Source organism: Pseudophaeobacter profundi (genome assembly GCF_029697505.1).
GTDB lineage: Bacteria > Pseudomonadota > Alphaproteobacteria > Rhodobacterales > Rhodobacteraceae > Pseudophaeobacter > Pseudophaeobacter profundi.
On record NZ_JARJEF010000001.1, the window covers coordinates 566,527 to 592,938 of the forward strand.

Annotated in this window: 24 protein-coding genes; 13 read left to right on the forward strand and 11 right to left on the reverse strand. The window is 58.8% G+C overall.

The genetic code is table 11. The annotated features are described in order from the left end of the window. Window positions 1–23: 23 nt before the first annotated feature. The 10 genes from P2081_RS02690 to coxB form a co-directional block, all read right to left on the reverse strand. Window positions 24–1,445, reverse strand: a complete 1,422-nt coding sequence (locus P2081_RS02690; protein ID WP_278921319.1) for an FAD-binding oxidoreductase — start codon at window positions 1,443–1,445, stop codon at window positions 24–26. Between the two features lie 131 nt (window positions 1,446–1,576). Continuing rightward, the gene (locus P2081_RS02695) at window positions 1,577–2,161 is read right to left on the reverse strand and encodes a GNAT family N-acetyltransferase (RefSeq protein ID WP_278921320.1); all 585 of its coding nucleotides are present in this window, start codon (window positions 2,159–2,161) and stop codon (window positions 1,577–1,579) included. Then, window positions 2,161–3,423: a M16 family metallopeptidase gene (locus P2081_RS02700; RefSeq protein ID WP_278921321.1), complete on the reverse strand. Its 1,263-nt coding sequence runs from the start codon at window positions 3,421–3,423 to the stop codon at window positions 2,161–2,163. The genes P2081_RS02695 and P2081_RS02700 overlap by 1 nt, the downstream gene beginning before the upstream one ends. Before the next feature lie 10 nt (window positions 3,424–3,433). Continuing rightward, complete coding sequence (gene thrC, locus P2081_RS02705; protein WP_278921322.1) at window positions 3,434–4,822, reverse strand: threonine synthase; 1,389 nt, start codon at window positions 4,820–4,822, stop codon at window positions 3,434–3,436. A 4-nt stretch (window positions 4,823–4,826) separates the two neighbouring features. Beyond that, window positions 4,827–5,501, reverse strand: coding sequence for an SURF1 family protein (locus tag P2081_RS02710; protein WP_278921323.1), 675 nt, complete (start codon window positions 5,499–5,501; stop codon window positions 4,827–4,829). Between the two features lie 126 nt (window positions 5,502–5,627). Beyond that, window positions 5,628–6,440 (reverse strand): cytochrome c oxidase subunit 3, encoded by an 813-nt coding sequence (locus P2081_RS02715; RefSeq protein WP_278921324.1) that lies wholly within the window; start codon window positions 6,438–6,440, stop codon window positions 5,628–5,630. Between the two features lie 11 nt (window positions 6,441–6,451). Further along, window positions 6,452–7,051 carry a cytochrome c oxidase assembly protein gene (locus P2081_RS02720; RefSeq protein ID WP_278921325.1) on the reverse strand — a complete coding sequence of 200 codons (600 nt, stop codon included), beginning with the start codon at window positions 7,049–7,051 and terminating at the stop codon, window positions 6,452–6,454. Continuing rightward, entirely contained in the window at window positions 7,051–7,215 is a 165-nt protein-coding gene (locus P2081_RS02725; RefSeq protein ID WP_278921326.1) for a cytochrome c oxidase system small membrane protein, read from the reverse strand. The genes P2081_RS02720 and P2081_RS02725 overlap by 1 nt, the downstream gene beginning before the upstream one ends. A 1-nt stretch (window position 7,216) precedes the next feature. Beyond that, the gene (cyoE, locus tag P2081_RS02730; protein ID WP_278921327.1) at window positions 7,217–8,158 is read right to left on the reverse strand and encodes a heme o synthase; all 942 of its coding nucleotides are present in this window, start codon (window positions 8,156–8,158) and stop codon (window positions 7,217–7,219) included. 113 nt (window positions 8,159–8,271) lie between these two features. Continuing rightward, on the reverse strand, window positions 8,272–9,111 hold the full coding sequence (gene coxB, locus P2081_RS02735) for a cytochrome c oxidase subunit II (RefSeq protein ID WP_278921328.1): 840 nt from the start codon (window positions 9,109–9,111) through the stop codon (window positions 8,272–8,274). Window positions 9,112–9,306: 195 nt separating this feature from the next. Between coxB and tldD the strand changes: the two genes are divergently transcribed. The 6 genes from tldD (at window position 9,307) to P2081_RS02765 (ending at window position 18,459) form a co-directional block, all read left to right on the forward strand. Next, a complete protein-coding gene (gene tldD / locus P2081_RS02740) occupies window positions 9,307–10,728 on the forward strand; it encodes a metalloprotease TldD (protein ID WP_278921329.1) in 1,422 nt (473 codons plus the stop codon). Between the two features lie 309 nt (window positions 10,729–11,037). After that, complete coding sequence (dprA, locus tag P2081_RS02745) at window positions 11,038–12,324, forward strand: DNA-processing protein DprA (RefSeq protein WP_278921330.1); 1,287 nt, start codon at window positions 11,038–11,040, stop codon at window positions 12,322–12,324. A gap of 268 nt (window positions 12,325–12,592) precedes the next feature. After that, on the forward strand, window positions 12,593–15,289 hold the full coding sequence (gene topA / locus P2081_RS02750; protein ID WP_278921331.1) for a type I DNA topoisomerase: 2,697 nt from the start codon (window positions 12,593–12,595) through the stop codon (window positions 15,287–15,289). A 432-nt stretch (window positions 15,290–15,721) separates the two neighbouring features. Continuing rightward, the gene (locus tag P2081_RS02755) at window positions 15,722–16,444 is read left to right on the forward strand and encodes a CoA transferase subunit A (RefSeq protein WP_278921332.1); all 723 of its coding nucleotides are present in this window, start codon (window positions 15,722–15,724) and stop codon (window positions 16,442–16,444) included. A gap of 3 nt (window positions 16,445–16,447) precedes the next feature. Then, window positions 16,448–17,077: a 3-oxoacid CoA-transferase subunit B gene (locus P2081_RS02760; protein ID WP_278921333.1), complete on the forward strand. Its 630-nt coding sequence runs from the start codon at window positions 16,448–16,450 to the stop codon at window positions 17,075–17,077. A 347-nt stretch (window positions 17,078–17,424) separates the two neighbouring features. Then, window positions 17,425–18,459 carry a fatty acid desaturase gene (locus tag P2081_RS02765; protein WP_278921334.1) on the forward strand — a complete coding sequence of 345 codons (1,035 nt, stop codon included), beginning with the start codon at window positions 17,425–17,427 and terminating at the stop codon, window positions 18,457–18,459. A gap of 72 nt (window positions 18,460–18,531) precedes the next feature. On the opposite strand, the gene P2081_RS02770 is transcribed toward P2081_RS02765, so the two are convergent. Next, on the reverse strand, window positions 18,532–19,425 hold the full coding sequence (locus P2081_RS02770) for a lytic transglycosylase domain-containing protein (protein WP_278921335.1): 894 nt from the start codon (window positions 19,423–19,425) through the stop codon (window positions 18,532–18,534). 361 nt (window positions 19,426–19,786) lie between these two features. Here P2081_RS02770 and P2081_RS02775 point away from each other — a divergent pair, with 361 nt between their 5' ends. The 7 genes from P2081_RS02775 to P2081_RS02805 all read left to right on the forward strand — a co-directional run bounded on the left by P2081_RS02775 (window position 19,787) and on the right by P2081_RS02805 (window position 26,410). Then, a complete protein-coding gene (locus P2081_RS02775; protein ID WP_278921336.1) occupies window positions 19,787–20,005 on the forward strand; it encodes a hypothetical protein in 219 nt (72 codons plus the stop codon). A gap of 105 nt (window positions 20,006–20,110) precedes the next feature. Then, complete coding sequence (locus P2081_RS02780; protein ID WP_278921337.1) at window positions 20,111–20,287, forward strand: hypothetical protein; 177 nt, start codon at window positions 20,111–20,113, stop codon at window positions 20,285–20,287. 116 nt (window positions 20,288–20,403) lie between these two features. Further along, complete coding sequence (gene cpaB / locus P2081_RS02785; protein ID WP_278921338.1) at window positions 20,404–21,264, forward strand: Flp pilus assembly protein CpaB; 861 nt, start codon at window positions 20,404–20,406, stop codon at window positions 21,262–21,264. A 242-nt stretch (window positions 21,265–21,506) separates the two neighbouring features. Continuing rightward, window positions 21,507–22,889, forward strand: a complete 1,383-nt coding sequence (locus P2081_RS02790) for a type II and III secretion system protein family protein (protein WP_278921339.1) — start codon at window positions 21,507–21,509, stop codon at window positions 22,887–22,889. A 20-nt stretch (window positions 22,890–22,909) separates the two neighbouring features. Further along, complete coding sequence (locus P2081_RS02795) at window positions 22,910–23,539, forward strand: OmpA family protein (RefSeq protein ID WP_278921340.1); 630 nt, start codon at window positions 22,910–22,912, stop codon at window positions 23,537–23,539. Window positions 23,540–23,678: 139 nt separating this feature from the next. Then, complete coding sequence (locus P2081_RS02800) at window positions 23,679–24,917, forward strand: CpaE/TadZ family protein (protein WP_278921341.1); 1,239 nt, start codon at window positions 23,679–23,681, stop codon at window positions 24,915–24,917. A 44-nt stretch (window positions 24,918–24,961) separates the two neighbouring features. Further along, a complete protein-coding gene (locus P2081_RS02805) occupies window positions 24,962–26,410 on the forward strand; it encodes a TadA family conjugal transfer-associated ATPase (protein ID WP_278921342.1) in 1,449 nt (482 codons plus the stop codon). The last annotated feature ends 2 nt before the right edge of the window (window positions 26,411–26,412 follow it).

Sequence of the window (26,412 nt, forward strand, 5' to 3'; positions counted from 1 at the left end):
CCTCGCAGGCCGTATCAAACCCGCTACAGCGGCAGAACCGCACCGGGGTTCATGATCCCATTAGGGTCCAGCGCCTGTTTGATCGCTCGCATCGCCGCCAGTTTCACCGGATCGCCATAGCGCTGCAGGTCGGCCACTTTCATCCGGCCTACCCCATGTTCGGCGCTGAAAGAACCGCCCCGTTCCTGCACCAGGTCATGCACCCTGCGTTTGACATCTGCAGCAAGGTGTTCATAGTCTACTCGCGATTTTCCTGGGGCCGGAAAGACGTTATAGTGCAGGTTTCCATCGCCGAGGTGCCCAAAGCAGTTGACCCGCATATCCCCCTCGCCCAGGGCGGCAATTGCCGCACCACCGGCCTGGATGAAATCAGGGATCTGCGAAATCGGCACCGAAATGTCATGGCTGGAGATCGAGCCGACCATGCGGTTGGCCTCGGGGATCTGTTCCCGCATTGCCCAGAGCGCCTGCGCCTGGCTTTGCGATTGCGCGATCACCCCGTCCTCGGTCAGCCCAGCCTCTAGCGCCGCTTCAAACAGGTCTGTGAGGGCCGCAACCGGATCTTGCCCGCGCGACAGGCCGAGATCGATCAGCACCGACCAGGTGGGCGGCTCGGCAAAGGGTTGGCGCAGCTGTGGCAGGTGCTCTGCCAGAAACGCCAGCCCCTGCCGGTGCATCAGTTCAAAGGCGCTTACCCCCTCGCCCAGACGATCACGCGCCAGAGCCAACAGGGCAATCGCGGCATCGGGCGTTGGCACAACAAAGATCGCCACCCCCTGCCGGGCCGGGATTGGCGCCAGCTTAACAGTGGCTGCGGTGATCACGCCCAAAGTCCCCTCGGCGCCGATCAGCAGGTTGCGCAGGTCATAGCCGGTATTGTCCTTGCGCAGGCGGCTCAGCCCGTTCCAGATCTCGCCATTTGGCAACACGGCCTCAAGCCCAAGACAGAGATCACGGGCATTGCCATAGCGCAGCACATTGACCCCGCCGGCATTGGTGGCCAGGTTGCCACCAATCTGCGCCGTGCCTTCGGCTGCCAGCGACAGCGGAAACAGCCGGTCCTGCGCCAGGGCTGCCTGTTGCACATCGGCCAAAATGGCACCGGCTTCGGCCACCAGCACGTTTTCCTGTGGATAGACAGCCCGGATGCGCGCCATACGCTCCAGCGAGATCAACAAGGGCGCAGCCCCTTCGGGCATGACCTGTCCACCAACCAGCCCGGTGCCGCCACCATAGGGCACCACCGGCACACGCGCGGTATTGGCTGCGCGCACAAGGGTGGCAACCTGGTCAGTGCAGGTTGGCTTGGCCAGCAGACCCACCTGCCCCTGATAGCGGCCACGTGGCTCTTCCAGATATCGCGGTTCACATCGGCACAGTACCCCTTCTGGCAGCGCGGCAGAGAGGGTGGCAGCAAAGACAGCATCAGCGGATTTATATGTCATGCCCCTGCATCCCCAATCTGGCGCCCGATGGCAAGCCTCTTGGTCTGGATCCTGGACAGCTCAGCCCGGCAGCTGTGCGATTTCACCGGGTGACTGCAAATCCACCGGTGAAATCGCACAGCAAATAACACTCAACCGACCTGGGTTCGCCCCCGGCGATCATGTCGCAGCGCCGCATAGAGGACATGGGTGCGCCAGCGCCCGGCAATCTGCAAATAGGACTGCGCCACACCTTCGTATTTAAAGCCGGATTTTTCCAACAACCCGCGCGATGCGGTGTTTTCAGGCAGGCAGGCCGCCTCGATCCGGCTCAGATCAAGCTTGCCATAGGCATAGTGCACCACCGTGCCTATGGCTTCACGCATGTAGCCCTGTCGGCCAAAGGGCTGCCCCGTCCAATACCCCAGCGTTCCCGCCATCGCCGGTCCACGCCGGATATTGTCCAGGGTGATCGCCCCGACAATCGCCTGATCTTCGCGCCGGATCAGAAACAGCGGCAACGCCGTGCCAGAAGAGATCGAGCGCTGCGCCCAATAAACCCGATTGGTAAAGGACTTGCGTCCCAAATGATCCGCCGCCCAGGCTGGCTCCCAGGGGGTAAGATAGGCCTGACTTTTCAACCGCAGCGCTGCCCAGGGCTGAAAATCCGAATGCACCGGCGGGCGCAGCGTCAGCCGCTCTGTTTCAAGTCGGAGTTTGCGACGGCTCAGCAACATCAGGCGATACGACGCGCCTGCAGCGCAGCAAGGCTAGGGGCCCCCGAAACAGGACCATAGAGCGCCATGGCAGCGGGGGCGCGCAGGGCAAGCTCTTCGGCCATCTGGCGCACATCCTCGGTGCTGACCGCATCAATCAGGGCGACAGTTTCCTCCAGCGGCGGCACCCGTTCCCAGATCTGAACCAGACGTGCCAGACGTTCAGCCCGGTTGGTCGGGCTTTCCAGCCCCATCAGCATGCCTGCCTTCATCTGGGCGCGGGCGCGTTCAACCTCGGCGTCACTCATGTCTTGGGCTGCACGCTTCATCTCATCAATGGTGATATGGGCCAGTTCTTCCAGCTGATCGCCTGCAGTACCCGCATAGATCGTGGTACTGCCAGTATCGGCATACGCGCCGGCCTGGGCGAAGATGCTATAACACAGCCCGCGTTTCTCGCGCACCTCCTGGAACAGGCGGCTGGACATGCCCCCGCCCATAACACCCGCATAGATCTGCGCCGTATAGATCGCATCGTCCCGATAGCCCGGGCTTTCAAAAGACAGGGCAAAATGCGCCTGCTCCAGCTCTTTTGTATGGCGCGCCTCACCGCCGGTAAACTGGGCCGGTTCCATCACCCGGCCGGGGCGGGACTCCATATCGCCAAACAAATCTTCGGCCAATTTCACCAGAGTGGCGTGATCCACAGCCCCAGCAGCAGAAAGGATCATCTGCTCTGGCCCGTAGTGTTCATCAACAAACTGAGTCAGATCTTCGCGACTGAAGGCGCTGACCCGTTCTGCCGGGCCAAGGATGCTGCGACCAAGAGGTTGATTATGATAGCTTTCTTCCTGCAGCCAGTCAAAGATCACATCATCCGGCGTATCCAGCGCCTGGCCGATCTCTTGCAGGATCACGCCACGCTCTACCTCGATTTCGCGCGGATCAAACACCGGGTTGCGCAGGATGTCGGCCAAGACATCCAACGCCAGCGGCACATCATCCTTCAGCACCCGCGCATAATAGGCCGTGACCTCGCGACTAGTATAGGCGTTGATGTAACCGCCGACATCCTCTACCGCCTCGGCGATCTGCAACGCAGACCGCCGCTTGGTGCCCTTGAACGCCATATGTTCAAGGAAATGGGCGATACCGTTTTGCTCCAGCCGCTCGTTGCGCCCACCAGCTGTGACCCAGATCCCGATAGAGGCGGATTGCAGCCCCGGCATGGACTCCGTCACCAGACGGAAGCCATTGGCAAGTTGATGTTGCTGGACGCTCACTGTTTGTTTCTCACTCTGTGATGTTCTTTCTGATATGGGCTTCAATGGCGCCAAGTTCATTGGCGATCTGGCTGACCCGTTCGTCGCGTTCAAACAGATCGGCCATCCGTTCAGGCAGCGCCGGATGAAGGCCAGAGGCCTCTTTGACGGCGGCAGGGAACTTGGCGGGATGGGCGGTGGCCAGGGTAATCATCGGCACCTTGGATTCGCGATGCTCTGCAGCGACCTTGACCGCCACGGCCCCATGCGGACACAGCAACTCTCCCGACGCGGCAAGTTCAGACCTGATCGTCGCCAGGGTTTCCGCCTCGGATGCGCGGCCCGATTTATAGGTTTCGGACAGGGCCTGCATGGCACCCTGGCTCACCTCAAATCCGCCCGACTTCAGCTCTTCCATCAATTGCGCAACCGCGCCTGCGTCCTTGTCATAGGCAAAATACAAGGCGCGTTCAAAGTTTGACGAGACCTGAATATCCATCGACGGAGAAATCGAAGGCACGGTGTCCCCCTTGTGATAGCCTGCCCCGCTCAGGCAGCGGTGCAGAATATCGTTCTGATTGGTGGCCACCACCAGGTCTTTGATCGGCAGGCCCATCTGCTTGGCGATATAGCCGGCGAAGATATCACCAAAATTACCGGTGGGCACGGTAAAGCTCACCTCGCGCGCAGGGGCGCCAAGGCTGACGGCGGAAGAGAAGTAATAGACCACCTGCGCCAGCACCCGAGCGATATTGATCGAGTTCACCCCGGCCAGCTTCACCCCGTCGCGGAACTCAAAATCATTGAACATGTCTTTGACGCGCGCCTGGCAATCATCGAAATCGCCGTCCAGCGCCAAGGCATGAACGTTCTTGTCAGCAGGCGTCGTCATCTGGCGCCGCTGCACCTCGGACACGCGACCATGCGGATAGAGAATGAAGACATCGACATTGCTGAGGCCGCGAAAGGCCTCCATCGCGGCGGATCCAGTATCGCCTGATGTCGCGCCGGCAATGGTCACCCGCTCGCCGCGCCGTTCCAGCGCCACCTGAAACAGTTGGCCGATCAACTGCATGGCAAAGTCCTTGAAGGCCAGCGTCGGGCCATGGAACAGCTCTAGCAGGAAATGGTTCGGCGCCAGCTGTTTCAGCGGCGCGCGGGCGGCATGGTTGAACCCGGCGTAGGCGCGTTCGATAATGCCGCGAAATTCGTCATCGGTGAAACAATCGCCCAAGAAAGGGCGCATCACGCGAAAGGCGGTTTCCTCGTAAGACAATCCGGCAAGGGCTGCGATCTCTGCCTGGCTCATCTGTGGGATTTCGGCTGGCACATACAGCCCGCCATCACGGGCCAGCCCCGTCAGCATCGCGTCTTCGAATGACAGTTCGGGCGCCTGGCCACGGGTAGAGATATATTTCATCGCTTCAACCTTCGGATTTAGCGTTTGTGCGCCATAGGAAAGAGGCAGTCATCGCGGCCCAGATGAAGGCCAGCGAAAACCAGGTGATCGCATATTGCAAGTGGTTGTTTGGAATGCCAGCACTTGTCACGGGCTGCGGCTGAACTGCGGTTTCGGGCGACACGCTGCGCGCGACAACTAGCACTGGCTCTGTGCCCAAGCGTTTTGCCATATAGGTGACATCGCGTGCATATAGAATGTTTGTGTCCAACTCGGGCGCAGGCGTTGTCCAATCACCTTCGTCAGGCCACAAAAGGTTCCCGGTGATCGCACTGGCCCCGACGCTACGGAGCCTGCCCTTGGCCGCTGATGGCACAAAACCGCGGTCCAACAGAATCCGCCGCCCCTCCTGCGTGACAAGCGGCGCGATGATGCGATAGCCGGTCTCAGCCTCTTTGGTGACCCAGAAAACATGCAGCTCCGGCTCCTCGATCTCTCCGCGAAGGGCCACGGCCCGGTAGGCATCACTGTCAGGGCTGGGCGCGGGAGGAAGGGGCACGGGCGCGGCCGTAATACGTGCCTGGATCGTTGCGAGACGCTCCTCTTTCCAGGCGAGGCGCTGCACCTGCCAGATGCCAAGGCTTACCAGGGCTGCAAGCCCAAGCCCACCAATGACCGCAAGAAAACCCAGTCGCTGCATATCAGTCCCGTTGCCATAAAAAACAGCGCATGAGTTTCCCCATGCGCTGTGCTTGATACGGTCTGTTGCCTGGTTTTAAAACCTCAAACATGTACCCGGTACATTCGGCCGGACACAGCTGCCAGATTACATGGCAGGGGCACCCCAGAGGTAGACGGCAAAGAACAGGAACAGCCAGACGACATCGACAAAGTGCCAGTACCAGGCTGCGGCTTCAAAACCGACGTGCTGTTCAGGGGTGAAATCGCCCTTCATCGCACGGATCAGACAGACGATCAGGAAAATGGTGCCCAGCAGAACATGGAAACCATGGAAGCCCGTCGCCATGAAGAAGTTCGAGTAGAACTCATCCTCGCCGAACTTCCAGCCCTCATGCGCCAGCAGTTCATAATATTCATAGGCCTGCAACAGGGTGAAGAAGACGCCCAGAACGATGCCGATGGCCAGGCCCTGTACCAGCGACTTGCGGTCGTTGTCATGCACCAGCGCATGGTGCGCCCAAGTGACGGCACAGCCCGAAAGCAGCAGCACCAGCGTGTTCATCAGCGGCAGATGGAATGCATCAACGGCATGGATCGCAGGGGCGACATATTCGGTGCCGACATAGGTCTCCATCGGGTAGATCGCATGTTTGAAGAACGACCAGAACCAGGCAAAGAAGAACATGACTTCGGACATCACAAACAGGATGAAGCCGTAGCGCAGACCAATCCGGACCACTGGGGCGTGATCGCCCTCGCGGGCCTCTACGACCATTTTGGACCACCAGTCAAAGGCAGTGTACAGAACGGCAACCAGGCCGATCCAGAACATCCAGGCGGTGATGCCGTGCATCCAGAGAACTGCCCCGAAAAGCATGATGAAACCACCAACAGACGCCATAAGCGGCAAAATCGATGGAGGCAGAATGTGAAAATCGTGATTTTTAGCGTGCGCCATTTAAGTGTCCCTCACCCATCGGCCTGGTTCGTGGTAAGATCTGCCCCGGTGTTTTCCCCGGTCTCGAGGGCGGCATAGCCCTCGGGCAGATCGATTTCATAAAACGTGTACGAAAGCGTGATCGTATGCACGAATTTTCCGTCCCGGTCGGTAACAATTTCCGGGTCGACAAAGAAGGTTACGGGCATTTCCACCCGTTCCCCCGGTTGCAACACCTGCTCGGTAAAGCAGAAGCAATCGATTTTTTCAAAGAACGCACCTGCGGAATAGGGCGTCACATTGTAAGAGGCCTGGCCTGCAATAGGCCGGTCCGTTGGATTGTAGGCTTCATAGAACGCCAGGCCGGTGTCACCGATCTGGATCTCCATTTCGCGCTGCACGGGTTTGAATTCCCAGGCAAAGTCCCGCTCCTTGGAGGCATCAAAGCGCACTGTAACGGTATCGTTCAGGATGGTGTCGGAACCGCGCGCGGCCACGCCTGTGACACCACCAAAGCCCGTGACCCGGCAGAACCAGTCATAAAACGGCACCGAAGCCCAGGAGAGCGCGCCCATGGTGATAACGACGGCCACCAACTGCAGAACCGTCTTTTGTGGACCCTGCATCGCCATCAGTCCTGTACCCCCTGTTCCTGCGGAAACTGAAACCCGTTCGAGGTCACCTTGACCATAGTCAGGGCCAGCACCAGCACCACGAAACTGCCCAACAAAAGGCCGACGCCCATATTGCGGCCAAAGCGGCGTTTGTGAAGATCGTGTTCTTTATTCAAAGCCATTTTACCAGCCTCCCAGTCCATAGGGTTTCAGGCTTGCTTCCACCAGAATGGCACCAAAGTGCAAAAACAGATAGAGCAAGGACAGCTTGAAGAAGCCGCGCTCTGCCTTGAAGTTATCCGCTTCCGAGTTGTCTTCGTCGCGGCGGAAAATTTTCCAGGCGCCCAGCAGGAACAGCGCATTCATCACCAAAGCGACGGCCAGATAGATCGGCCCGCCAATACCGGAAAACGCAGTTCCAACGGCCAGAACAGCCAGCAAGATCGTATAGACGAGGATGTGAACCCGTGTAGAGCGGCGCCCATGAGTCACCGTCAGCATCGGCACTCCGGCATCATCGTAATCCGACCGCATGAAGAGAGCCAGCGCCCAAAAATGCGGCGGCGTCCACATGAATGTCAGGGCAAACATCAGCCAGGGTTCCACCGACATGGTGCCAGTGGCTGCGATCCAGCCAATCACTGGCGGGAACGCCCCCGCAGCGCCACCGATCACGATGTTCTGCGGCGTCGCCCGCTTTAGCCACATGGTATAGACCACCACATAGAAAAAGATGGTGAAGGCCAAAAAGGCCCCGGCCAGCACATTGGTAGCCAATGCCAGCATGATCACCGACAGACCCGACAGTGCCAGCCCGAGGCTAAGCGCCTCGCCCGCTTCAACCTTGCCCGCCGGAATGGGGCGCGATTTGGTGCGCTTCATCACCCGGTCGATATCGGCATCCCACCACATGTTCAGCGCGCCAGAGGCCCCGCCACCGATGGCGATGAACAAAACAGCGCAAAAGCCGATCACCGGATGCACGCCAACAGGGGCCGCCAACAGGCCAACAAAGGCCGTAAAGACCACCAGTGACATCACCCGTGGCTTCAGCAGCGAGAAATAATCGCCAAAGCTGGCCTCGTCTTCACGGGGAGTGCTGGCGTTGATGCTTGCGTCGCTCATCATAGACCCTTTTGTCGACCAGAAATGCGCAGAACCCTGCGCATTTCTCTGGTTTCATGCCTCTCCCGGCGCGCCATTCTGCGCACCCAAAGAGGCGATTGGTGAGGCGTGCCTCAGTTGGAAGCAACCTGATAGGACTGGGGCAGACCGGCGTATTCGTCGATTGCGCCTTTCAGCCATGCGTCATAGGCCTCTTGGCTGACCACTTTTACGGTGATCGGCATATAGGCGTGGTCCTTACCGCACAGTTCCGAACACTGACCAAAGTAGATGCCTTCTTTTTCCGCCTTGAACCACAGTTCGGCCAGACGGCCTGGAACCGCATCCTGCTTCACGCCAAAGGCAGGGATCGTCCAGGAGTGGATCACATCCGCGCCTGTTACCTGCATCACGACGGTCTTGCCAACGGGCACAACAACCGAGGTGTCGGTGGCCAGCAGATATTCATCTTCGGCGAAACCGTTTTCAGCCAGTTTGTCCTTTGGCAGCAGGAAGCTCTCAAAGCCAAACTCGTGGTCGACATATTCATAGCCCCAGTACCACTGATACCCGGTCACCTTGATGGTGACGTCACCTTCAGGGATTTCCTGCTGGCGAAACAGTTCGGGCAGCGAGAAAGAACCAATGAACACAAGCACCAGAATGGGGATCAGGGTCCAGGCGATTTCAATCGGGGTGTTGTGCGTAAAGCTCGCCGATTCTGGGTTGGCGCGGCGGTTGAACCGCACGATAGCGTAGAGCATCAGCCCCGCGACAAAGAGGCAAACGACCGTGATGATGATAAGAATCATCCAGTCGAGTTGGTGGATGCCTTCGGCAAGTTCAGTTCCCGCCGGTTGGAAGTTCAGGCCGCCATCTGTCGGCTTACCAATAGTTTCCAACCCTTCTTGCGCGGCGGCTGGAAGACTGGAAAGGCCAGCAAAAAGGCCCGAAAGCATCAAAGCATTCTTCATATCATGTCCTGATCTTTATTGATCGTGTTGTTCCTACAGCCGATCGCGCCCGCGGAAATGATGATTCCACAAAACGCGCCTGACCCGTTGTCTTTGATGCTGCTTAAAATCATATTCAGGCGTACAGATAAAGAGGCAGGCAAGCGTCAAAGCGTCGCTTTCTTGATTTAGATCAAAAAACCCGAGGTCCGTGACATGGAAAACCCAGCCTTTCGACCCTTTGAAACCCTTCTCCCCGAGAATGAGGCGCTGCCCATTCTGCGGAAGACCCTCACTGGGGCCGATGATGGCGAGATTTTTGTCGAGCGCCACAAGTCCGAAGCCTTGATGTTTGATGATGGCAGGCTGCGCAGCGCCAGCTATGATGCAGCCGAAGGCTTTGGGCTGAGGGCGGTGAACGGCGAAGTGGCAGGCTATGCCCATTCGACCGATGTATCGATTTCTGCTCTTAAACGCGCCGCACAGACGGCTCGGCTGGCGGTTGGCAGCGGTGGCGGCACCTATGCCGATGCCCCGAAACCCACCAATACCAAACTCTATGGCGATGCCGACCCGATTGGCGATCACGCCTTTCCCGTCAAGGTCGAAACCCTGCGCGAAATTGATGCCTTTGCCCGCGACCTGGATCCACGGGTGGTACAGGTCTCGGCCTCGATTGCCGCCTCTCTGCAGGAAATTGAAATTCTGCGCGCCGATGGCGTGCGTGTGCGCGACACGCGGCCGATGACCCGACTGAACATTTCGGTGATTGTCGAACAGGACGGGCGGCGCGAAAGCGGCTCGGCCGGGGGCGGTGGCCGCATCGGCCTGGATGGGCTGATTGATCCCGCCGCCTGGGGGGCCAAAGCCAAAGAGGCCCTGCGGATCGCCCTGGTCAACCTAGAGGCTGTCCCAGCCCCGGCCGGTGCGATGGAAGTTGTGCTTGGGCCTGGCTGGCCGGGTATTTTGCTGCACGAAGCCATTGGCCATGGACTGGAAGGCGATTTCAATCGCAAGGGCAGTTCCGCCTTTGCGGGCCTGATGGGCCAGCGCATTGCGGCCCCCGGTGTCACCGTCCTGGACGATGGCACCATCGCAGACCGGCGCGGCTCCATCACGGTAGATGATGAAGGCACCCCTTCGCAAAAGACCACCCTGATCGAAGATGGCATCCTTGTGGGCTTTATGCAGGACCGCCAGAATGCCCGCCTGATGGGGGTCGAACCCACCGGCAATGGCCGCCGCCAGAGCTATGCCCATGCGCCGATGCCGCGGATGACCAATACCTATATGCTAGGCGGCGACAGCGATCCCGGCGATCTGGTCGGCGATATCAAGGATGGCATCTGGGCCGTTGGGTTTGGTGGCGGCCAGGTTGACATCACCAATGGCAAGTTTGTCTTCTCCTGCACCGAGGCCTACCGGGTGGAAAACGGCAAGATTGGCGCACCCGTCAAGGGCGCGACGCTGATTGGCGACGGCGCCACCGCGCTGAAACAAATTCGCGCCCTCGGCAATGACATGGCGCTGGATCCGGGCATGGGCAACTGCGGCAAGGCAGGGCAATGGGTGCCCGTTGGCGTTGGCCAGCCCAGCGTGTTGATGGGCGGGCTGACGGTTGGTGGCTCTGCCACCTAAGAGAATCCCAGGGAAGAAGATCAGGATTCCATCGCAGATTTCCGCGCTCCAGCGGCCCAAAGACCAAAGAACGCGTCCCGTATGGGCGCGTTTTTTGTGTTTTTAACGATCCAGAAAGGCCAATACAGGGCAGACTTGCCCCGGCGAATCCAATCTTTCACTTTGGATTTCAAGGCCCTGCTGCATCACGACGGAGGTGACTGAAATGCATGACGTCTTTGTCAAAAAAATTTGGATAATTTTCAGACATTCACACCCTGTTAACCATTGCCGGGGTATTTCATTAACAGCAAATAGGCGGAGCCGCGGATGACTGAAGAAGCACATTCTTCCACTCACCCCCCACTCCCACCCACCACGGAAGAAACTTTGTTTTCCAGGCTTCGTCTTTTGCGCTCTCGACGTGTAGGGCCGGTAAATTTTCACCGCCTGCTGTCAGAGCATGGTTCAGCGCAGAATGCGCTGGAAGCGTTGCCTAAAATGGCGCGTGCTGCCGGGTTCACAGGGTATGAAATATGTCCTGCACCAGTAGTAGCCAAAGAACTATCAACTGCAAAAGCCGCCAAAGCGCGGCTTTTGTGCTTTGATGACCCCCTTTATCCTGCCCCTCTGTCGCAGCTTGCGTCTGCCCCGCCGCTGATTTGGGCGATTGGAGATCTGCAACTGCTGACTCGGCCGATGATTGCCATTGTCGGCGCCCGCAATGCCTCGTCCCTCGGGACGCGTATGGCGCGCAGCCTTGCCAAGGACCTGGGTGCGGCCGGCTATGCGGTGGTTTCCGGACTGGCGCGCGGCATTGACACTGCGGCGCACCTTGCCAGCCTCGACAATGGCACAATCGCGGTGCTCGCCGGGGGATGTGATGTCATCTATCCACCGCAAAACGCCTCGCTGGCTGAAAACATTGCCGCCAGGGGGCTGACCCTGTCGGAACAACCAATGGGCCAGACGCCCCAGGCCCGGCATTTTCCCGCCCGCAATCGCATTATTGCCGGTCTTTCCCTGGCGGTGATCGTGGTCGAGGCCGCCGGCCGGTCTGGCAGCCTGATCACCGCACGCGACGCGCTGGATCTTGGCCGCGATGTCCTGGCGGTGCCCGGCCACCCCTTTGATGCCCGCGCCTATGGCTGCAATGCGCTGATCCGCGATGGGGCCATTCTGGTACGCAACGCCGAGGATGTGATTGCCGCCTTGCCGCCGCTTGGCTCTGACACGCAGCTCCGACCAACCGAAACACCGGTTGCCCAGGCCGCCACCGACCTGTTTCCGCCAGACACTGACCCGGCGGTGCCTGCCCTCGCGCCTGCGCGCCGCCACAAGACCCAAGGCAGGTTGGGCCAACCTTCCGCGCTTAACCAGGCGCAGTCAAACCTGCCCGTTGCCGCGCCCGAGACCCGCAGCCTGCAAGAAACCGCAGCGTTGCACCAACAAATCCTGGCCCGCCTTGGGCCTAGCCCGACGGCCTCGGAACAGGTCATGCGGGATCTAAAGGTTTCGCCCCAGACCTTTTCCCCCGCGATCACTGAGTTGGAGCTGGAAGGCAAGATCGAACGTTTCCCAGGTGGGTTCCTCGCCCGCCATAGCACCAAGCCCTAAGCGCAGCGCCCGCCTTGTAGCGCCCGCCGCCGCGCGGGACCGGGACCCAGACGGGCACAAAAGGGCACCGCGATCTGGCACAGGCCAATCCGCCGAAAACAGGTCGGGCACCCACCCGAAATTATGATCTGCTTACCCAGTAATTTGCCCTCTGCTTGCAGCGTCTGGGCTGCGTCCAATGCTCTCTCATTGACATTCTCCCCTTGCGCCGCTGAACTTGCGCAGCCATAGAACGCCCGTTAGTGCACATAAGAGGCCAAAGAATTACATGCCAGTTGTTGTCGTCGAATCCCCGGCCAAAGCCAAAACTATCAATAAGTATCTGGGCTCGGACTACACAGTTCTGGCCTCCTACGGCCATGTGCGTGACCTGCCTGCAAAGAATGGATCAGTTGATACCGACAACGACTTTGAGATGACATGGGAAGTCGGCGCCGACAGCCGAAAACATGTCAAAGCCATCGCCGATGCGTTGAAAGAAGACAACGAACTGATTCTCGCAACTGACCCCGACCGCGAAGGCGAGGCGATCAGCTGGCATCTGCAAGAGGCGCTGACCAAACGGCGGTCGATCAAAAAGGATACCCCCGTCAGCCGGGTGACCTTTAACGCCATCACCAAAGAGGCCGTGGCCGAAGCCATGCGCAACCCCCGTCAGGTGGATATGCCCCTGGTCGAGGCCTATCTGGCGCGCCGTGCGCTGGACTATCTGGTGGGCTTCAACCTGTCGCCGGTATTGTGGCGCAAATTGCCCGGTGCCCGATCGGCGGGCCGCGTGCAATCCGTCTGTCTGCGCCTGATTGTTGAGCGCGAGATGGAGATTGAAGCCTTCAATCCGCAGGAATATTGGTCGGTCAAGGCCAACCTCGCCACCCCGCGCGGCCAGGAATTCGAAGCCCGGCTTACAGTCCTTGGGGGCGACAAGCTCGACAAATACAGCCTGGCCAATTCCACCGCCGCCGAACTGGCCGTGCAGGCGGTGTCCAGCCGAGACATGGTTGCCCAATCGGTCGAGGCCAAGCCTGCCGCGCGCAATCCTTCCGCCCCTTTCATGACCTCGACCCTGCAGCAGGAAGCCAGCCGCAAGTTCGGCATGGGCGCCAAACAGTGCATGAACACGGCACAGCGGCTCTATGAGGCGGGCTATATCACCTATATGCGGACAGACGGCATCGACATGGCGCCCGAAGCGGTCCAGGAAGCGCGCGCTGAAATTGCCACCCGCTATGGCGCCGAATATGTGCCCAGCAGCCCGCGCATCTACAAGAACAAGGCCAAGAACGCGCAAGAGGCGCACGAATGTATCCGCCCCACCGAAATGAGCCGCGATGCAAAGAGCCTGAAGGTCTCGGAAGATGACCAACGCAAGCTTTATGATCTGATCTGGAAGCGGACACTCGCCTGCCAGATGGAGGGCGCACGGCTGGAACGTACCACCGTTGATCTGGGGTCAAAAGATGGCCAGGTCATGCTGCGCGCCACAGGCCAGGTCATGCTGTTCGACGGTTTTTTGCGGGTCTATGAAGAGGGCCGCGATGATGTGGTGGATGAGGACGACAAGCGCCTGCCACAGATCATGCAGGGCGAGGCACTGAAATTTGCCTCCTCTCTTGGGGCGCAGGCCGAAAAAGCCGGCACCACAGCTGCAATCCTGTCCGACAATGCGGCGGTTCTGGGCCTGCAGCACCATACCCAGCCGCCCCCCCGCTTTACCGAAGCAACCCTGGTCAAGCGCATGGAAGAGCTGGGCATTGGCCGCCCCTCGACCTATGCTTCGGTGATTACCACGATCCAGGACCGCGAATATGTCCGCAAGGACAAGAACCGTCTGTACCCCGAAGACAAGGGCCGGATTGTCACCATCTTTCTGCTGAACTTCTTCCGCACCTACGTGGGCTATGAATTCACCGCGAATCTGGAAGGCGAACTGGATGACGTAAGTGCCGGCGGGCGAGACTACAAAGACATCCTGAGCAAATTTTGGCGCGATTTCTCGGCGGCGATTTCAGAAACCTCTGATCTGCGCATCTCCGAGGTGCTGGATGTGCTGGACGAAACCCTTGCGCCGCAACTGTACCCGCCGCGCGAAGACGGTACCGACCCCCGTATCTGCCCAAAATGCGGCCAGGGGCAACTGCACCTGAAGACTTCGCGCACCGGTGGTTTTGTCGGCTGCGGCAACTACCCCGAATGCGTCTATACCCGTCCCATTTCAGGTGAAGGTGCCGAGGGCTACGAACGGGTGCTGGGCGAGGATGATGGCGATGAAATCCATCTGAAATCCGGCCGGTTTGGCCCCTATGTCCAGCGCGGTGAGGCCACACCCGAAAACAAGAAGCCACCGCGCTCTTCGCTGCCCAAGCAGGGCAAGGATTTCCTGCCGGGTTGGGGGCCGAATGAGGTCACGTTGGAGCAGGCTGTCACCCTGCTGACCCTGCCGCGTGAAATTGGTCCCCACCCCGAAGGCGGTGTCATTTCATCAAACCTCGGGCGGTTCGGCCCCTATATCATGCACCAGCTGCCGGATGAGGAAAAACCGGTCTATGCCAATCTGAAAGAGACGCTGGACGTTTTTGAAATCGGCATGAACCGGGCGATGGAAATGATCACCGAGAAGCGCAACAACCCGGGGCGCGGGCGCCGGGCTGCTGCCAAGGCCCTGCGGGAATTGGGCAACCACCCGGACGGTGGCGCGATAAACATCATGGACGGCCGCTACGGACCCTATGTGAAATGGGAAAAGGTCAATGCCACGATCCCGAAAGAGGTCGAGGTCAAAGATGTGACCATGGAGCAGGCGCTGGAATGGATCGCGGAAAAGGCAGGTAAATCCGGGGCCAAGAAAAAGGCGCCGGCAAAGAAGAAAGCCCCTGCCAAAAAAGCCGCAGCAAAAAAGCCAGCAGCAAAAAAAACCGCTGCCAAAAAAGCCCCCGCAGCACAAAAGGGCACCGGCACAGAAGGCTGATAGCGAAGCCTAGGCCCGTGTTTGGGCGCGTCGTCCGGGTGTCCGCCCAGGTCATTGGCGTATCCGCCCAAGGTCATCAGCGGGGCGCTCCCGCCCGGATCAGGTGATCCATTGGATCCCCCTCTCCCGTTGGGCCCAGCGCCGCGCCTTTGGCGCGGCGTGTTTGCTTGGGGTGCCCCCAAGCAAACGCCTCCTCCATTGTGGCATTTCCACTCGAAACCACACCCTCAGGATCGCGCGACTGCGCCGGGCACAGCCCGGCGCCCGGCCCAAGGGTTTTGTGGTGTTTTCGCGCAGCAGAACACCACAAACGCGCGGGAGCCCCCCCTGGCCCTGGCGCTCCGTAGTAATACGCGCGGGTCTCGGTATTATTGACTCTGGACCGTCTTGGTACCAGAACCAAGCCCAACTGGCAGTTGATGGGAGAACTCGATGAAAAAGATCTATTCCAACGCCGCCGAAGCCCTCGATGGGGTGCTTCATGACGGCATGTTCATTGCGGCAGGCGGCTTTGGCCTCTGCGGCATTCCCGAGCTTCTGCTCGATGCAATCAAGGAGGCAGGCACCAAGGATCTGACCTTTGCCTCCAACAACGCGGGCGTTGATGACTTCGGCATTGGCATCCTGTTGCAGACCAAGCAGGTCAAAAAGATGATTTCATCCTATGTGGGTGAAAACGCTGAATTCATGCGCCAGTACCTGAGCGGCGAGCTGGAGCTGGAGTTCAATCCCCAAGGCACCCTGGCCGAGCGCATGCGTGCAGGCGGTGCGGGCATCCCAGGCTTTTACACCAAGACCGGTGTTGGCACGGTGATTGCCGACCACAAAGAGCACAAGGATTTTCCCACCGGCCCCGATGGTGCATCCGAGACCTATATCATGGAAGAGGGCATCTTTGCCGATCTGGCCATCATCAAGGCCTGGAAAGCAGATGCAACCGGCAACCTGGTGTTCCGCAAGACGGCGCGCAATTTCAATGCCCCTGCCGCCACCTGTGGCAAGATCTGTGTGGTCGAAGTGGAAGAGATCGTGCCCACTGGCTCGCTTGATCCAGACAGCATCCACCTGCCCGGCATCTATGTGCATCGCATCATCCAGGGTGATCACGAAAAACGCATCGAACAGCGCACAGTCCGCGCAAAACAGGAGGCCTGATCCATGGCATGGGACCGCAATCAAATGGCCGCCCGCGCAGCGCAGGAACTGCAGGATGGCTGGTATGTGAACCTCGGCATCGGCATTCCAACTCTGGTGTCCAACTACATTCCCGAAGGTGTCGAAGTGACCCTGCAATCGGAAAACGGCATGCTGGGCATGGGCCCCTTCCCCATTGATGGAGAAGAAGATGCCGACCTGATCAATGCCGGCAAGCAGACCATCACCGAACTGCCGCAGACCGCCTATTTTGACTCGGCGCAGAGCTTTGCGATGATCCGTGGCGGCAAGATCGCCATGGCCATCCTGGGCGCGATGGAAGTGGCCGAAAACGGTGACCTGGCAAACTGGATGATCCCCGGCAAGCTAGTCAAAGGCATGGGCGGCGCCATGGATCTGGTCGCTGGTGTTGGCCGTGTCGTTGTGGTCATGGATCACACCAACAAACACGGCGACAGCAAGCTGTTGAAGGAATGCAGCCTGCCCCTCACCGGTCAAAAGGTCGTGGATCGCATCATCACCAACCTTGGTGTGCTGGATGTCGTCGAAGGGGGCCTGAAAATCGTTGAATGCGCTGAAGGCGTCACCGAAGACGAGCTGCGGGCCGCAACACAGGCAACGCTTGTTAACTGAAACCGCAAAGCGCTGATTTCCGCCGAGCGGGCCGCAATAGGCATCGGCGGCGGTGTTTTCAGACCTTGCAGACATTCCCTGGGTCCATCTGCCTGCGCAGTTGGGCCCTTTTTAACATCTGAACGGCCAAGTCATTGCACCGGTTTGGTGTTTGCCAATCCTGACCTTAACGTAACGTCAGATGGCCATTGGATCCAAAGGCTGGTCTACAGCTCAAAACCCAGAATACCTGCGTCTTTTTTGATAGCATAAAGACCATGTGCACAGATTGCTGTCACAAATACCTTGCCAAGCAGCACAGGTAGTTTATCCGATGGTCCACATTCCAACGATAATACGGCAGGCGCATGACAAACCCCAATGACCTTCCCAAACCGCAACCAACGGAGCGGTCTTCGCGCGATTGGGTGAAGATTCTGGCAAAATACCGCGAGCCGAATGAACTACGCAGCAGCTTTGAGCTTGGTGTCAGTGCCATCCCGTTTGTCCTGCTTTGGGCCCTGGCCTGGTGGGCGCTTTCGATCAGCTACTGGCTGACCTTTGGCATATCGGTACTGAATGCGGCCTTTTTGCTGCGCCTGTTCACCATTCAGCATGATTGCGGCCATGGTGCCTTTTTCAAGAACCGTCGGCTGAGCGACTGGGTCGGCCGGGTGCTGGGGGTTCTGACACTCACCCCCTATGACGTATGGCGCCGCACCCATTCAGAGCACCACAGCGCGGCGGGGAACCTCGACAAGCGCGGCATGGGCGATGTGCATACGCTGACCGTGGCCGAATACAAGGCGCTGTCGACCTTTGGCAAACTGCACTACCGGGTCTATCGCAGCCCCTTTACCCTGTTTGGCTTGGGGCCTAGCTATCTGTTCCTGTTGCAGAACCGTATTCCACTGGGGCTGATGAACAGCCTGCGCTACTGGACCAGCGCCATGGGCACCAATCTGGCCATTCTGGCAGCGCTGGCGGTGATCTGGTATTTTGGCGGGTTGCTGCCGCTGCTGCTGATCTTTCTGCCCTCGACTATTCTGGCAGCCACGGCTGGCGTTTGGCTCTTCTATGTCCAGCACCAGTTTGAAACCACCCACTGGGAAACGGCCGAAGACTGGCAACTGCACGATGCGGCGTTGAATGGCAGCTCTTACTATGTGCTGCCAGCAGTGCTGCAATGGTTCTCTGCCAATATCGGCATTCACCAGGTGCATCATCTTTACAGCCGCATCCCGTTTTACCGCCTGACAGAGGTGATCCGCGATCATTCCGAACTGGGGATGAAGAACCGGCTCACCATCCGAGAGAGCCTGTCCTGTGCCCGGCTGCATCTCTGGGACGAGAATAGCAAACGCCTGTTGTCTTTCTCTCAGGCGCGTGCGCTTTACGGCTAAGCCGCGCAGCACCGATAGACGCGGGGCTCTTACGGACTGGCCCCGCGTTCCCTCCCCTGCCCCTGCAGATGCCTATTTCAACTGGCGAAAAACGCAGCCATCGGAAATCAACTCGGGGGGGGTCAGGCAAAGCGCCCGTGCCACCTGGTAGGCAGCCAGCACCTTGGGAACATAGTCGCGAGTCTCGGCAAAAGGCGGCACACCTTGATGCGCCCGCACCGCGCCCTCTCCGGCGTTGTAGCCCGCCAGCGCCAGCACAGCATCCCCCGAGAACTCTTCCAGCAGCCAATCCAGATATTTAATCCCACCGCTGATATTCTGCGCGGCGTTCAACGCGTCATCGACGCCAAAGCGCGCGGCGGTATCCGGCATCAGCTGCATCAGCCCACCAGCGCCCGCCGAACTCACCGCATCGCTTTCGCCCGAGGATTCCACCGCAATCACCGCCAAGACCAGCGCAGGCGAAACCTTTGTCCCCGCCGAAGACAACAGGATCGGCGCCGCCTGCTCTTGTATGATCTGCTGCATCAGCTGCAGGCCCGGCGTCGAAACAGGTGTGGGCGCGGTCTGCAGGGCGGCCAGGGCGTTTTCTAGCCGATTGCGCTGCCCTTCGCCCTCTAGCCCGGCAGGGACCCGCTGCCAGAACCAGCCATAGCGGCCAACCTCTGCTGCCTCCCCTGCCGGACCGCTTGTGATCTCTGGGCTGGTGACCCGAGCCAGAGGCGCGGGCTCGGTAATCTGGATGGTGATCTTTGGTGGTGTACCCGGCTTTGGCGCGGTGACACGCCGCGCTTCAAAGCTGGGAAAGGGCGGCGGCGGCGATTTCGCACCAACCGCCCCGTGGCCATTATCGGTGCCAATGCCAGTCGCGCTGCCACTTTGCTGGGCTGCGGCGGGCTCTGGAGCCAGGGCCAGGGCAAGCGCTGCGCAGAACACCTGCAGTCCCAATATTGATCTCTTGGTCATATCCGTGCTCGCTCAAAGGGTCTTTTGCCCAGCAGACTCGCCGATCGCGGCGACAAATGCCAGTTTTAGCGGGGCAAATCAGGCAAAATCGCCTTATTTCGCCTGTTCTGCCGCTGAACGGCCTCTGAGGTTGATAAAAGGTAAAGAAATAAAATCTACATTATCAACCAGTTAAAACCCTCCTTGTGGAAAAGTTAAATTTAGGCAGGGTTTTCCAGATTCCAGCCCAAATGCTGCCATGCTCTCCCGGCTATATATATTCATCCAAGCGACACAGGGTCGGTGAGAGAGAGAGACAGACCCTGAAACAACGTCGCCAGGACATCGAATATATTTAGTGATCCTTTGGAGGGACAACACAATGATCAAGTTCATCAAAAACTTCCGTAAAGACGACTCTGGCGCCGTGACCGTTGACTGGGTTGTTCTGACCGCTGCCGTCGCTGCCCTGGCCGGTGCCGCATACACTGCCATCGAAACCGCCACAGACACCGTGTCTGGCGACACCGCAAGCTTCATCACCACCACCGGTGTAAACACCGTTGGTGCAGGTGGTGCGAACGCAAACGTGACGCCATAAGGTCTTGTCTCCTAGGCTATTGGCTTAGGCCTGCATAAGTTCCGAGGCCGCGTCTTTCAAAAGGACGCGGCCTCTTGTCCTAGGCTGAACGATTGCGAGTGTGCTATGAAAAAGTTCTGGTTGTTCATTGCCAGTGACGACGGTGCCGTGACTGTAGACTGGGTGGTCATGACGGCGGTTGTGGTTCTACTGGCTGCCATCATCTACACAATGATGCCCACTGCGATCTCTACCGTGGCGGAGAATACCCAAATCTACCTGGAAAGCATCGATTTCTTCTGACGCCATCGCCAGCCAGGCTGCTGCAGAATGCAGAGCCTGCCCTGTTACCACGACACAGCTCCGACCTTGCCAGGGAACTCTGACCCGGTCTGGACAATAATTGAGAGGTCTCAACCATGCGCGCAGTGTTTGGATTAGTCCTGATTGTCGGGGTCGCCCTCGCCGGTGGCGCCGTGATGATGGCCAAGAACTATATCACCGCCTACCAGAATGAGCTTGCACGGGAACGCGCCAATCGTGGCGAAGTGATCCCGACAACAGATGTTTTTGTTGCTAACAAGCCGCTGAAATATGGCGAACGCTTGACAAAAGAGGCCGTGCGCAAGGTGCGCTGGCCCAGCGAATCCATTCCCGAAGGTGCCTTTACCTCGCTGGACGAGTTGTTCCCTCCGGCCAATCCCGGCGATCTGCGGGTTGTGCTGCGGACAATGGAAAAGGACGAGGCCCTGCTGACCGCCAAGCTGACCAATCCGGGCCAGGGTGCCGGGATTACCTCGCAGTTGCGGCGCGGCATGCGCGCCTTTGCGATCAAGGTTGATGTCTCTTCTGGCGTTTCTGGCTTTTTGCGCCCCGGTGACCGTGTCGACGTTTACTGGACCGGGTCGGTACGCGGTCAAAGCAGTGGCGGCAATCAGGAAATCACCCGGCTGATTGAACCCAGCATTGAACTGATCGCCGTTGACCAAAGCGCCAGCTCTGAAATCAATGGTGCAACCATCGCCCGCACCGTGACCGTCGCGGTACAGCCCGGACAGGTTGCTGCGCTGGCACAGGCGCAGACAACCGGGCGGCTGTCGCTGTCGCTTGTTGGGGCCGGTGACGATACTGTTGCTTCCGTCATAGAAGTGAACCAGCGCAGTCTTTTGGGGCTGGGCGAACGCCAGATACCAGAGCCGGTAGAGCAAAAACGCGTCTGCACCATCCGCACCCGACGCGGTGCAGAGGTGGTCGAGATCCCGATCCCCTGCACCAACTGATCCGGTCGCCCCCCTCCTGGCCACCATCTCGCCAGAGCGATAACTGATGTGTTCTCAATAAATTGCCCCATATACTGAGCCATCCCAAAAGGGTGGCTCGGTTTTGTCTGTTGCCATCGGCCCACAGCAAAGCCGCCTCAGAAGCCATTGATTCTTGCAATAATTCACAAATTGCAGCACAGTGCCCCACAACACCGGGCAAAAAGACCCGAAATTGAGGCGTGATCGGAAAGGCAGGTCACATGAAAATTCGTAGAATTATGACGGCGGCGCTCACTGGGCTTTCGCTGCTCTGCATGAGTGCGCCAGATGTGGCGCAGGCCAATGGGCTGCGGGTTGTCAAGCGCGGCACCTCTGTCACCCTGGACGTGCCAATGAACCGCGCAGTGGTGGTCGAAAGCGACGACCCCTTTGCCGAGCTGAGCATCGCCAACCCCAATATCGCCGATATTTCATCCCTATCGGATCGTACCATTTATGTGCTGGGCAAATCACCGGGCCTTACCACGCTGACGTTGTTGGATGCCTCTGGCCAGTTGATCACCAATGTAAACGTCCGGGTTGCGGCAGATGTGTCGGAATTCAAACAGCGCCTTGGCCAGATCCTGCCCGGTGAAAAGATCGAGGTCCGCACGGCCAATGACGGTATCGTGCTGTCCGGCAATGTCTCTAGCGCGGCCCGACTGCAACGTGCCCTTGATCTGGCCGAACGCTACGCCCCCGAACGTGTCAGCAATTTGATGAGCGTCGGTGGCGTGCAGCAGGTGATGCTCAAGGTACGCTTTGCCGAAATGCAGCGCTCGGTCTCTAAGGCCCTGCGCTCCTCCGTTGGTCTGTCCAGAAGCATCGATTCAGGTACCGGTACTGCCGCATCTGTAACTGGTAGCCTTCTCAGCGGCACTGGTCTGCCCGGATCAGAAGGCGCTTTGGCATTGAATTTTGGTGTCGGATCAACACAGGTTAGTCTGCTCCTGGAAGCGCTGGAAAAAAAGGGCGTGGTCCGGACCCTGGCAGAACCAAACCTTTCGGCCCTGTCAGGTCAGGAAGCCAAGTTCCTCGCAGGGGGGGAATATCCGATCCCTGTGTCTCAGGAAGAAGGGGTTGTAACCATTGAATTCAAACCCTTCGGGATCGAGTTGAACTTTATCCCGCGGGTGGTGGATGGTGACCTGATCAATCTTGAACTTCGCGCCGCTGTCTCGGCGATTGATACCGCCAATTCGATTACTGCAGCAGGACTAAGCGTAAATGCATTTTCACGTCGTGAAACCGAAACAACGGTTGAGCTGCGTGATGGCGAAAGCTTTGCCATCGCGGGCCTTGTTGAAGACGAGTTTCGCGACAACTCAGGCCAGGTACCTTGGCTCGGTGACATTCCGGTGCTTGGCGCCTTGTTCCGCAGCGCGGACTATCAGCGCAATCAGACCGAACTGGTGATCATTGTCAGCGCCCATCTGGTCACGCCCACCCGTGGCGAAGCCCTCAGCCTGCCGACCGATCGCATCAAGCCGCCAAGCGAGGCTGAACTGTTCCTGCTGGGCCGTACGGCCAATACACAGAAAGGCCCCGCCAGCGAAGTTGCCAAGCAAGACTTCAATGGCTCTTACGGCTATGTGATGGACTGACCTAAAGGATGACCGGGAAAATGATCAAAAGCATGACCCTCGTTGGGCTGGTTCTTAGCATCTCAGCCTGCAGCTATAATCAGGCAGGAGAGCCACTTGATGAAAGCCTTCTGGGGGCATCGACGCGCAACAACGCCGCGATGATGAGCGGCGAAGACGCCTATGCCATCCAACTGGCGACGCGCTTTGCCGAGGAAGTGCCAACCACCATCAATTTTGCTTTTGATGACGCCAGGCTGGACGGCGAAGCCCGCGCGGTTCTGGATCGTCAGGCCAGCTGGATCAAGCAATTCCCCGAAGTGCGCTTCCGCGTCTATGGTCATACCGATTCTGTTGGCAGCAGCAGCTACAACAAACGTCTGGGCCTGCGCCGCGCCCGCGCTGCCGTCAACCATCTGGTCAGCCGTGGTATCAGCCGTAATCGCCTGGAGGCCATGGTATCGCAGGGGGAAAGCCAGCCGCTGATCCTGACCCAACAGGCCGAACGCCGCAATCGCCGCACCGTGACCGAAGTCAGCGGCTTTCTGAAGCGCCATCCTACGGTTCTGGATGGGAAATATGCGCAGATCATCTACCGGGACTATGTGGCCAGCGCAGTATCCAGTACCACGCTTACCTCCGATCAAGCGCTGAACACCAACCTGGAATAGGTAAGGTTCCTTTAACAATTCCCTACATTTGGGGCTTTTTGGCCCCAATCTTGCCCAGATCTTCATCGACATTGAGCCTCAGAGGTAACCTGCGTTCCGTCTTGCGTCAGGCGACCTTGAAACCAAGAGGATGATGTCGATGAGCAGTGAAGTGCCGCAAACAGAAACCCCTGCCATTGTCGCCTGCACCATCAGCCGCGACGTGCAGAACTTTGACCTCTTGATTGAAGACATGGAAGCGGCCCTGGGCGAGGCCTGGGGCGATCTGGGCTTTAACGAAACCCTGGCCTTCTTTGCCCAACCCGAAGCCGAAACCCTTGAATTTGTAGCCCTGGCGATGGATGGCGAAGACGAAGCCAACCTGGCCCAGATGGGAGAGATCATCAGCCAGGCCAAGGCGCGCGACATCAAGGTAATCCTGATCGCCGAAGAAGTCAGCCCCGCGGCATTGCATACCCTGCTGCGCCAGGGGGCTGATGAATTCATCCCCTACCCGCTGCCCGAACGCGAATTACAGGCGGCAATTGACCGGCTGAGCACACCTGAACCAGAGCCCGTCGCCGCAAGCACCCTGCACCCATTGCAGGAAAACTCCCGCCGTGAAGGCGCGGTGATCGTTTGCCACGGGCTGGCCGGAGGCACCGGTTCGACCACCCTGGCCGTGAATCTCGCTTGGGAACTGGCAGAGATCAGCACACAGAAATCGCCTTCGGTCTGCCTGTTGGATTTCGACATGCAGCAGGGGTCTGTCTCTACCTATCTGGACCTGCCCCGCCGAGAGGTGGTGATGGAGATGTTCAACGAAACCGAGAACATGGATGCCGAAATGTTTGGCCAGGCCCTGTTGCCGTTTCAGGAAAAACTGCAGGTGCTGACCGCACCCAGCGAAATGATCCCGCTTGAATTCATCACGGTTGAAGATGTGGAACGCGTGGTGGAAATGGCCCGCAGCCATTTTGATTTTGTCATCATTGATATGCCTCATACGCTGGTGCAATGGTCTGAAACCATCCTGCAAATGGCGCATGTGTATTTCGCCCTGATCGAGCTGGACATGCGCTCTGCCCAGAACGCGCTGCGGCTAAAACGGGCGCTGCAATCCGAAGGCCTACCTTTTGACAAGCTGCGCTTTGCCCTGAACCGGGCGCCAAAGTTCACCGATCTCAGCGGTAAAAGCCGCGTCAAACGGATGGCCGAAAGCCTGGACATTGCCATTGATCTGCAGCTGCCAGATGGCGGTAAGCCCATCGCCCAAAGCTGCGATCACGGGCTGCCACTGGCCATGTCCAACGCCAAGAACCCCCTGCGCAAAGAAATCGCCAAATTGGCGCGCTCTCTGCATGATCTGGGGGCCAGTGAGGCCGAGGCCGCCGCCTAGTTTCGAACCTCTGAAACGTCATAGAGCAACCTTGGGGGTCTCTCATGTTTTCCAAATACAAGAAGCCAGTCACCAAACCAAAAGCAGAAATCGCCAAACCAGCGGCCCTAGCTGCCGCAGCCCCCGTGCCTGCCGCCAAGCCGAGCGCAAGCCTGCGCCGCCCCACAACCGCGCGCATAGCCGCCGAGGCCACAGCCCAGGACAAAGAGCGCAAACGCCAGGAGAGACTGAGCGACATCAAGGTTCAGCTGCACCGCGATCTGCTGGAAAACCTCAATCTGGCAGCCCTGGAAACCGCCCCGGAAGCGGAATTGCGCGGCGAGATATCGGCCATCGCCTCAGAGCTGCTCGAGGAAAAGGGCATTGTGCTCAACCGCGAAGACCGCATGACCCTGAACAAGGAACTCTACGACGAGGTGACCGGCCTTGGCCCGCTAGAGACCCTGCTGCAGGATGACACGGTCAGCGATATTCTTGTCAATGGTCCGCATCAGATCTTTATCGAGCGCAGCGGTAAACTGCAGTTGAGCAATATCGCCTTCAAGGATGAAAAGCACCTGATGCGGATCATCGACAAGATCGTCTCGGCCGTTGGCCGCCGGGTCGATGAAAGCAACCCTTATGTCGATGCCCGCCTTGCCGATGGCTCGCGTTTCAACGCCATGGTTCCCCCGGTTGCGGTGGATGGTTCGCTGGTGTCGATCCGAAAGTTCAAAAAGGACAAACTCGGCATTGATGATCTGGTTGAATTTGGCGCCTTCACAGAAGAAATGGCCGCCTACCTCCAGGCGGCGGTCTCCACCCGGCTCAACGTGATCGTCTCGGGCGGGACCGGTTCTGGTAAAACCACCACGTTGAACGCGCTATCCTCGTTTATCGATAATTCCGAACGTATCCTCACCATCGAAGACACCGCCGAACTGCAGCTGCAACAGACCCATGTGGGCCGGATGGAAAGCCGCCCACCCAATGTGGAAGGCAAAGGCGAAGTTTCCCCGCGTGACTGTCTGAAAAACGCCCTGCGGATGCGGCCTGATCGCATCATCGTCGGTGAAACCCGTGGCGAAGAAGTCATCGACATGCTGCAGGCGATGAACACTGGCCACGATGGGTCGATGACCACCATTCACGCCAACTCGGCGCGCGATGGGATTTCACGACTGGAAAACATGATCGCCATGGCCGGCATGGAGATGCCAATCAAGGCAGTCCGCAGCCAGATCTCTTCAGCGGTAAACGTGATTGTACAGGCCTCGCGCCTGCAGGATGGCTCTCGCCGCATGACGTCGATCACCGAAATCACCGGCATGGAAGGCGATGTAATCTCCATGCAAGAGCTGTTCCGCTTTCAGCGCGTAGGCCTGACCCCCGACAACAAGATTATTGGCCATTTCACCGCCAGCGGTGTGCGCAGCCACTATTCCGAGCGCTTCCGCCTCTGGGGCTATGATCTGCCGCCGTCGATCTACGAACCCAGCCAAGTGGAGGTCTGAAC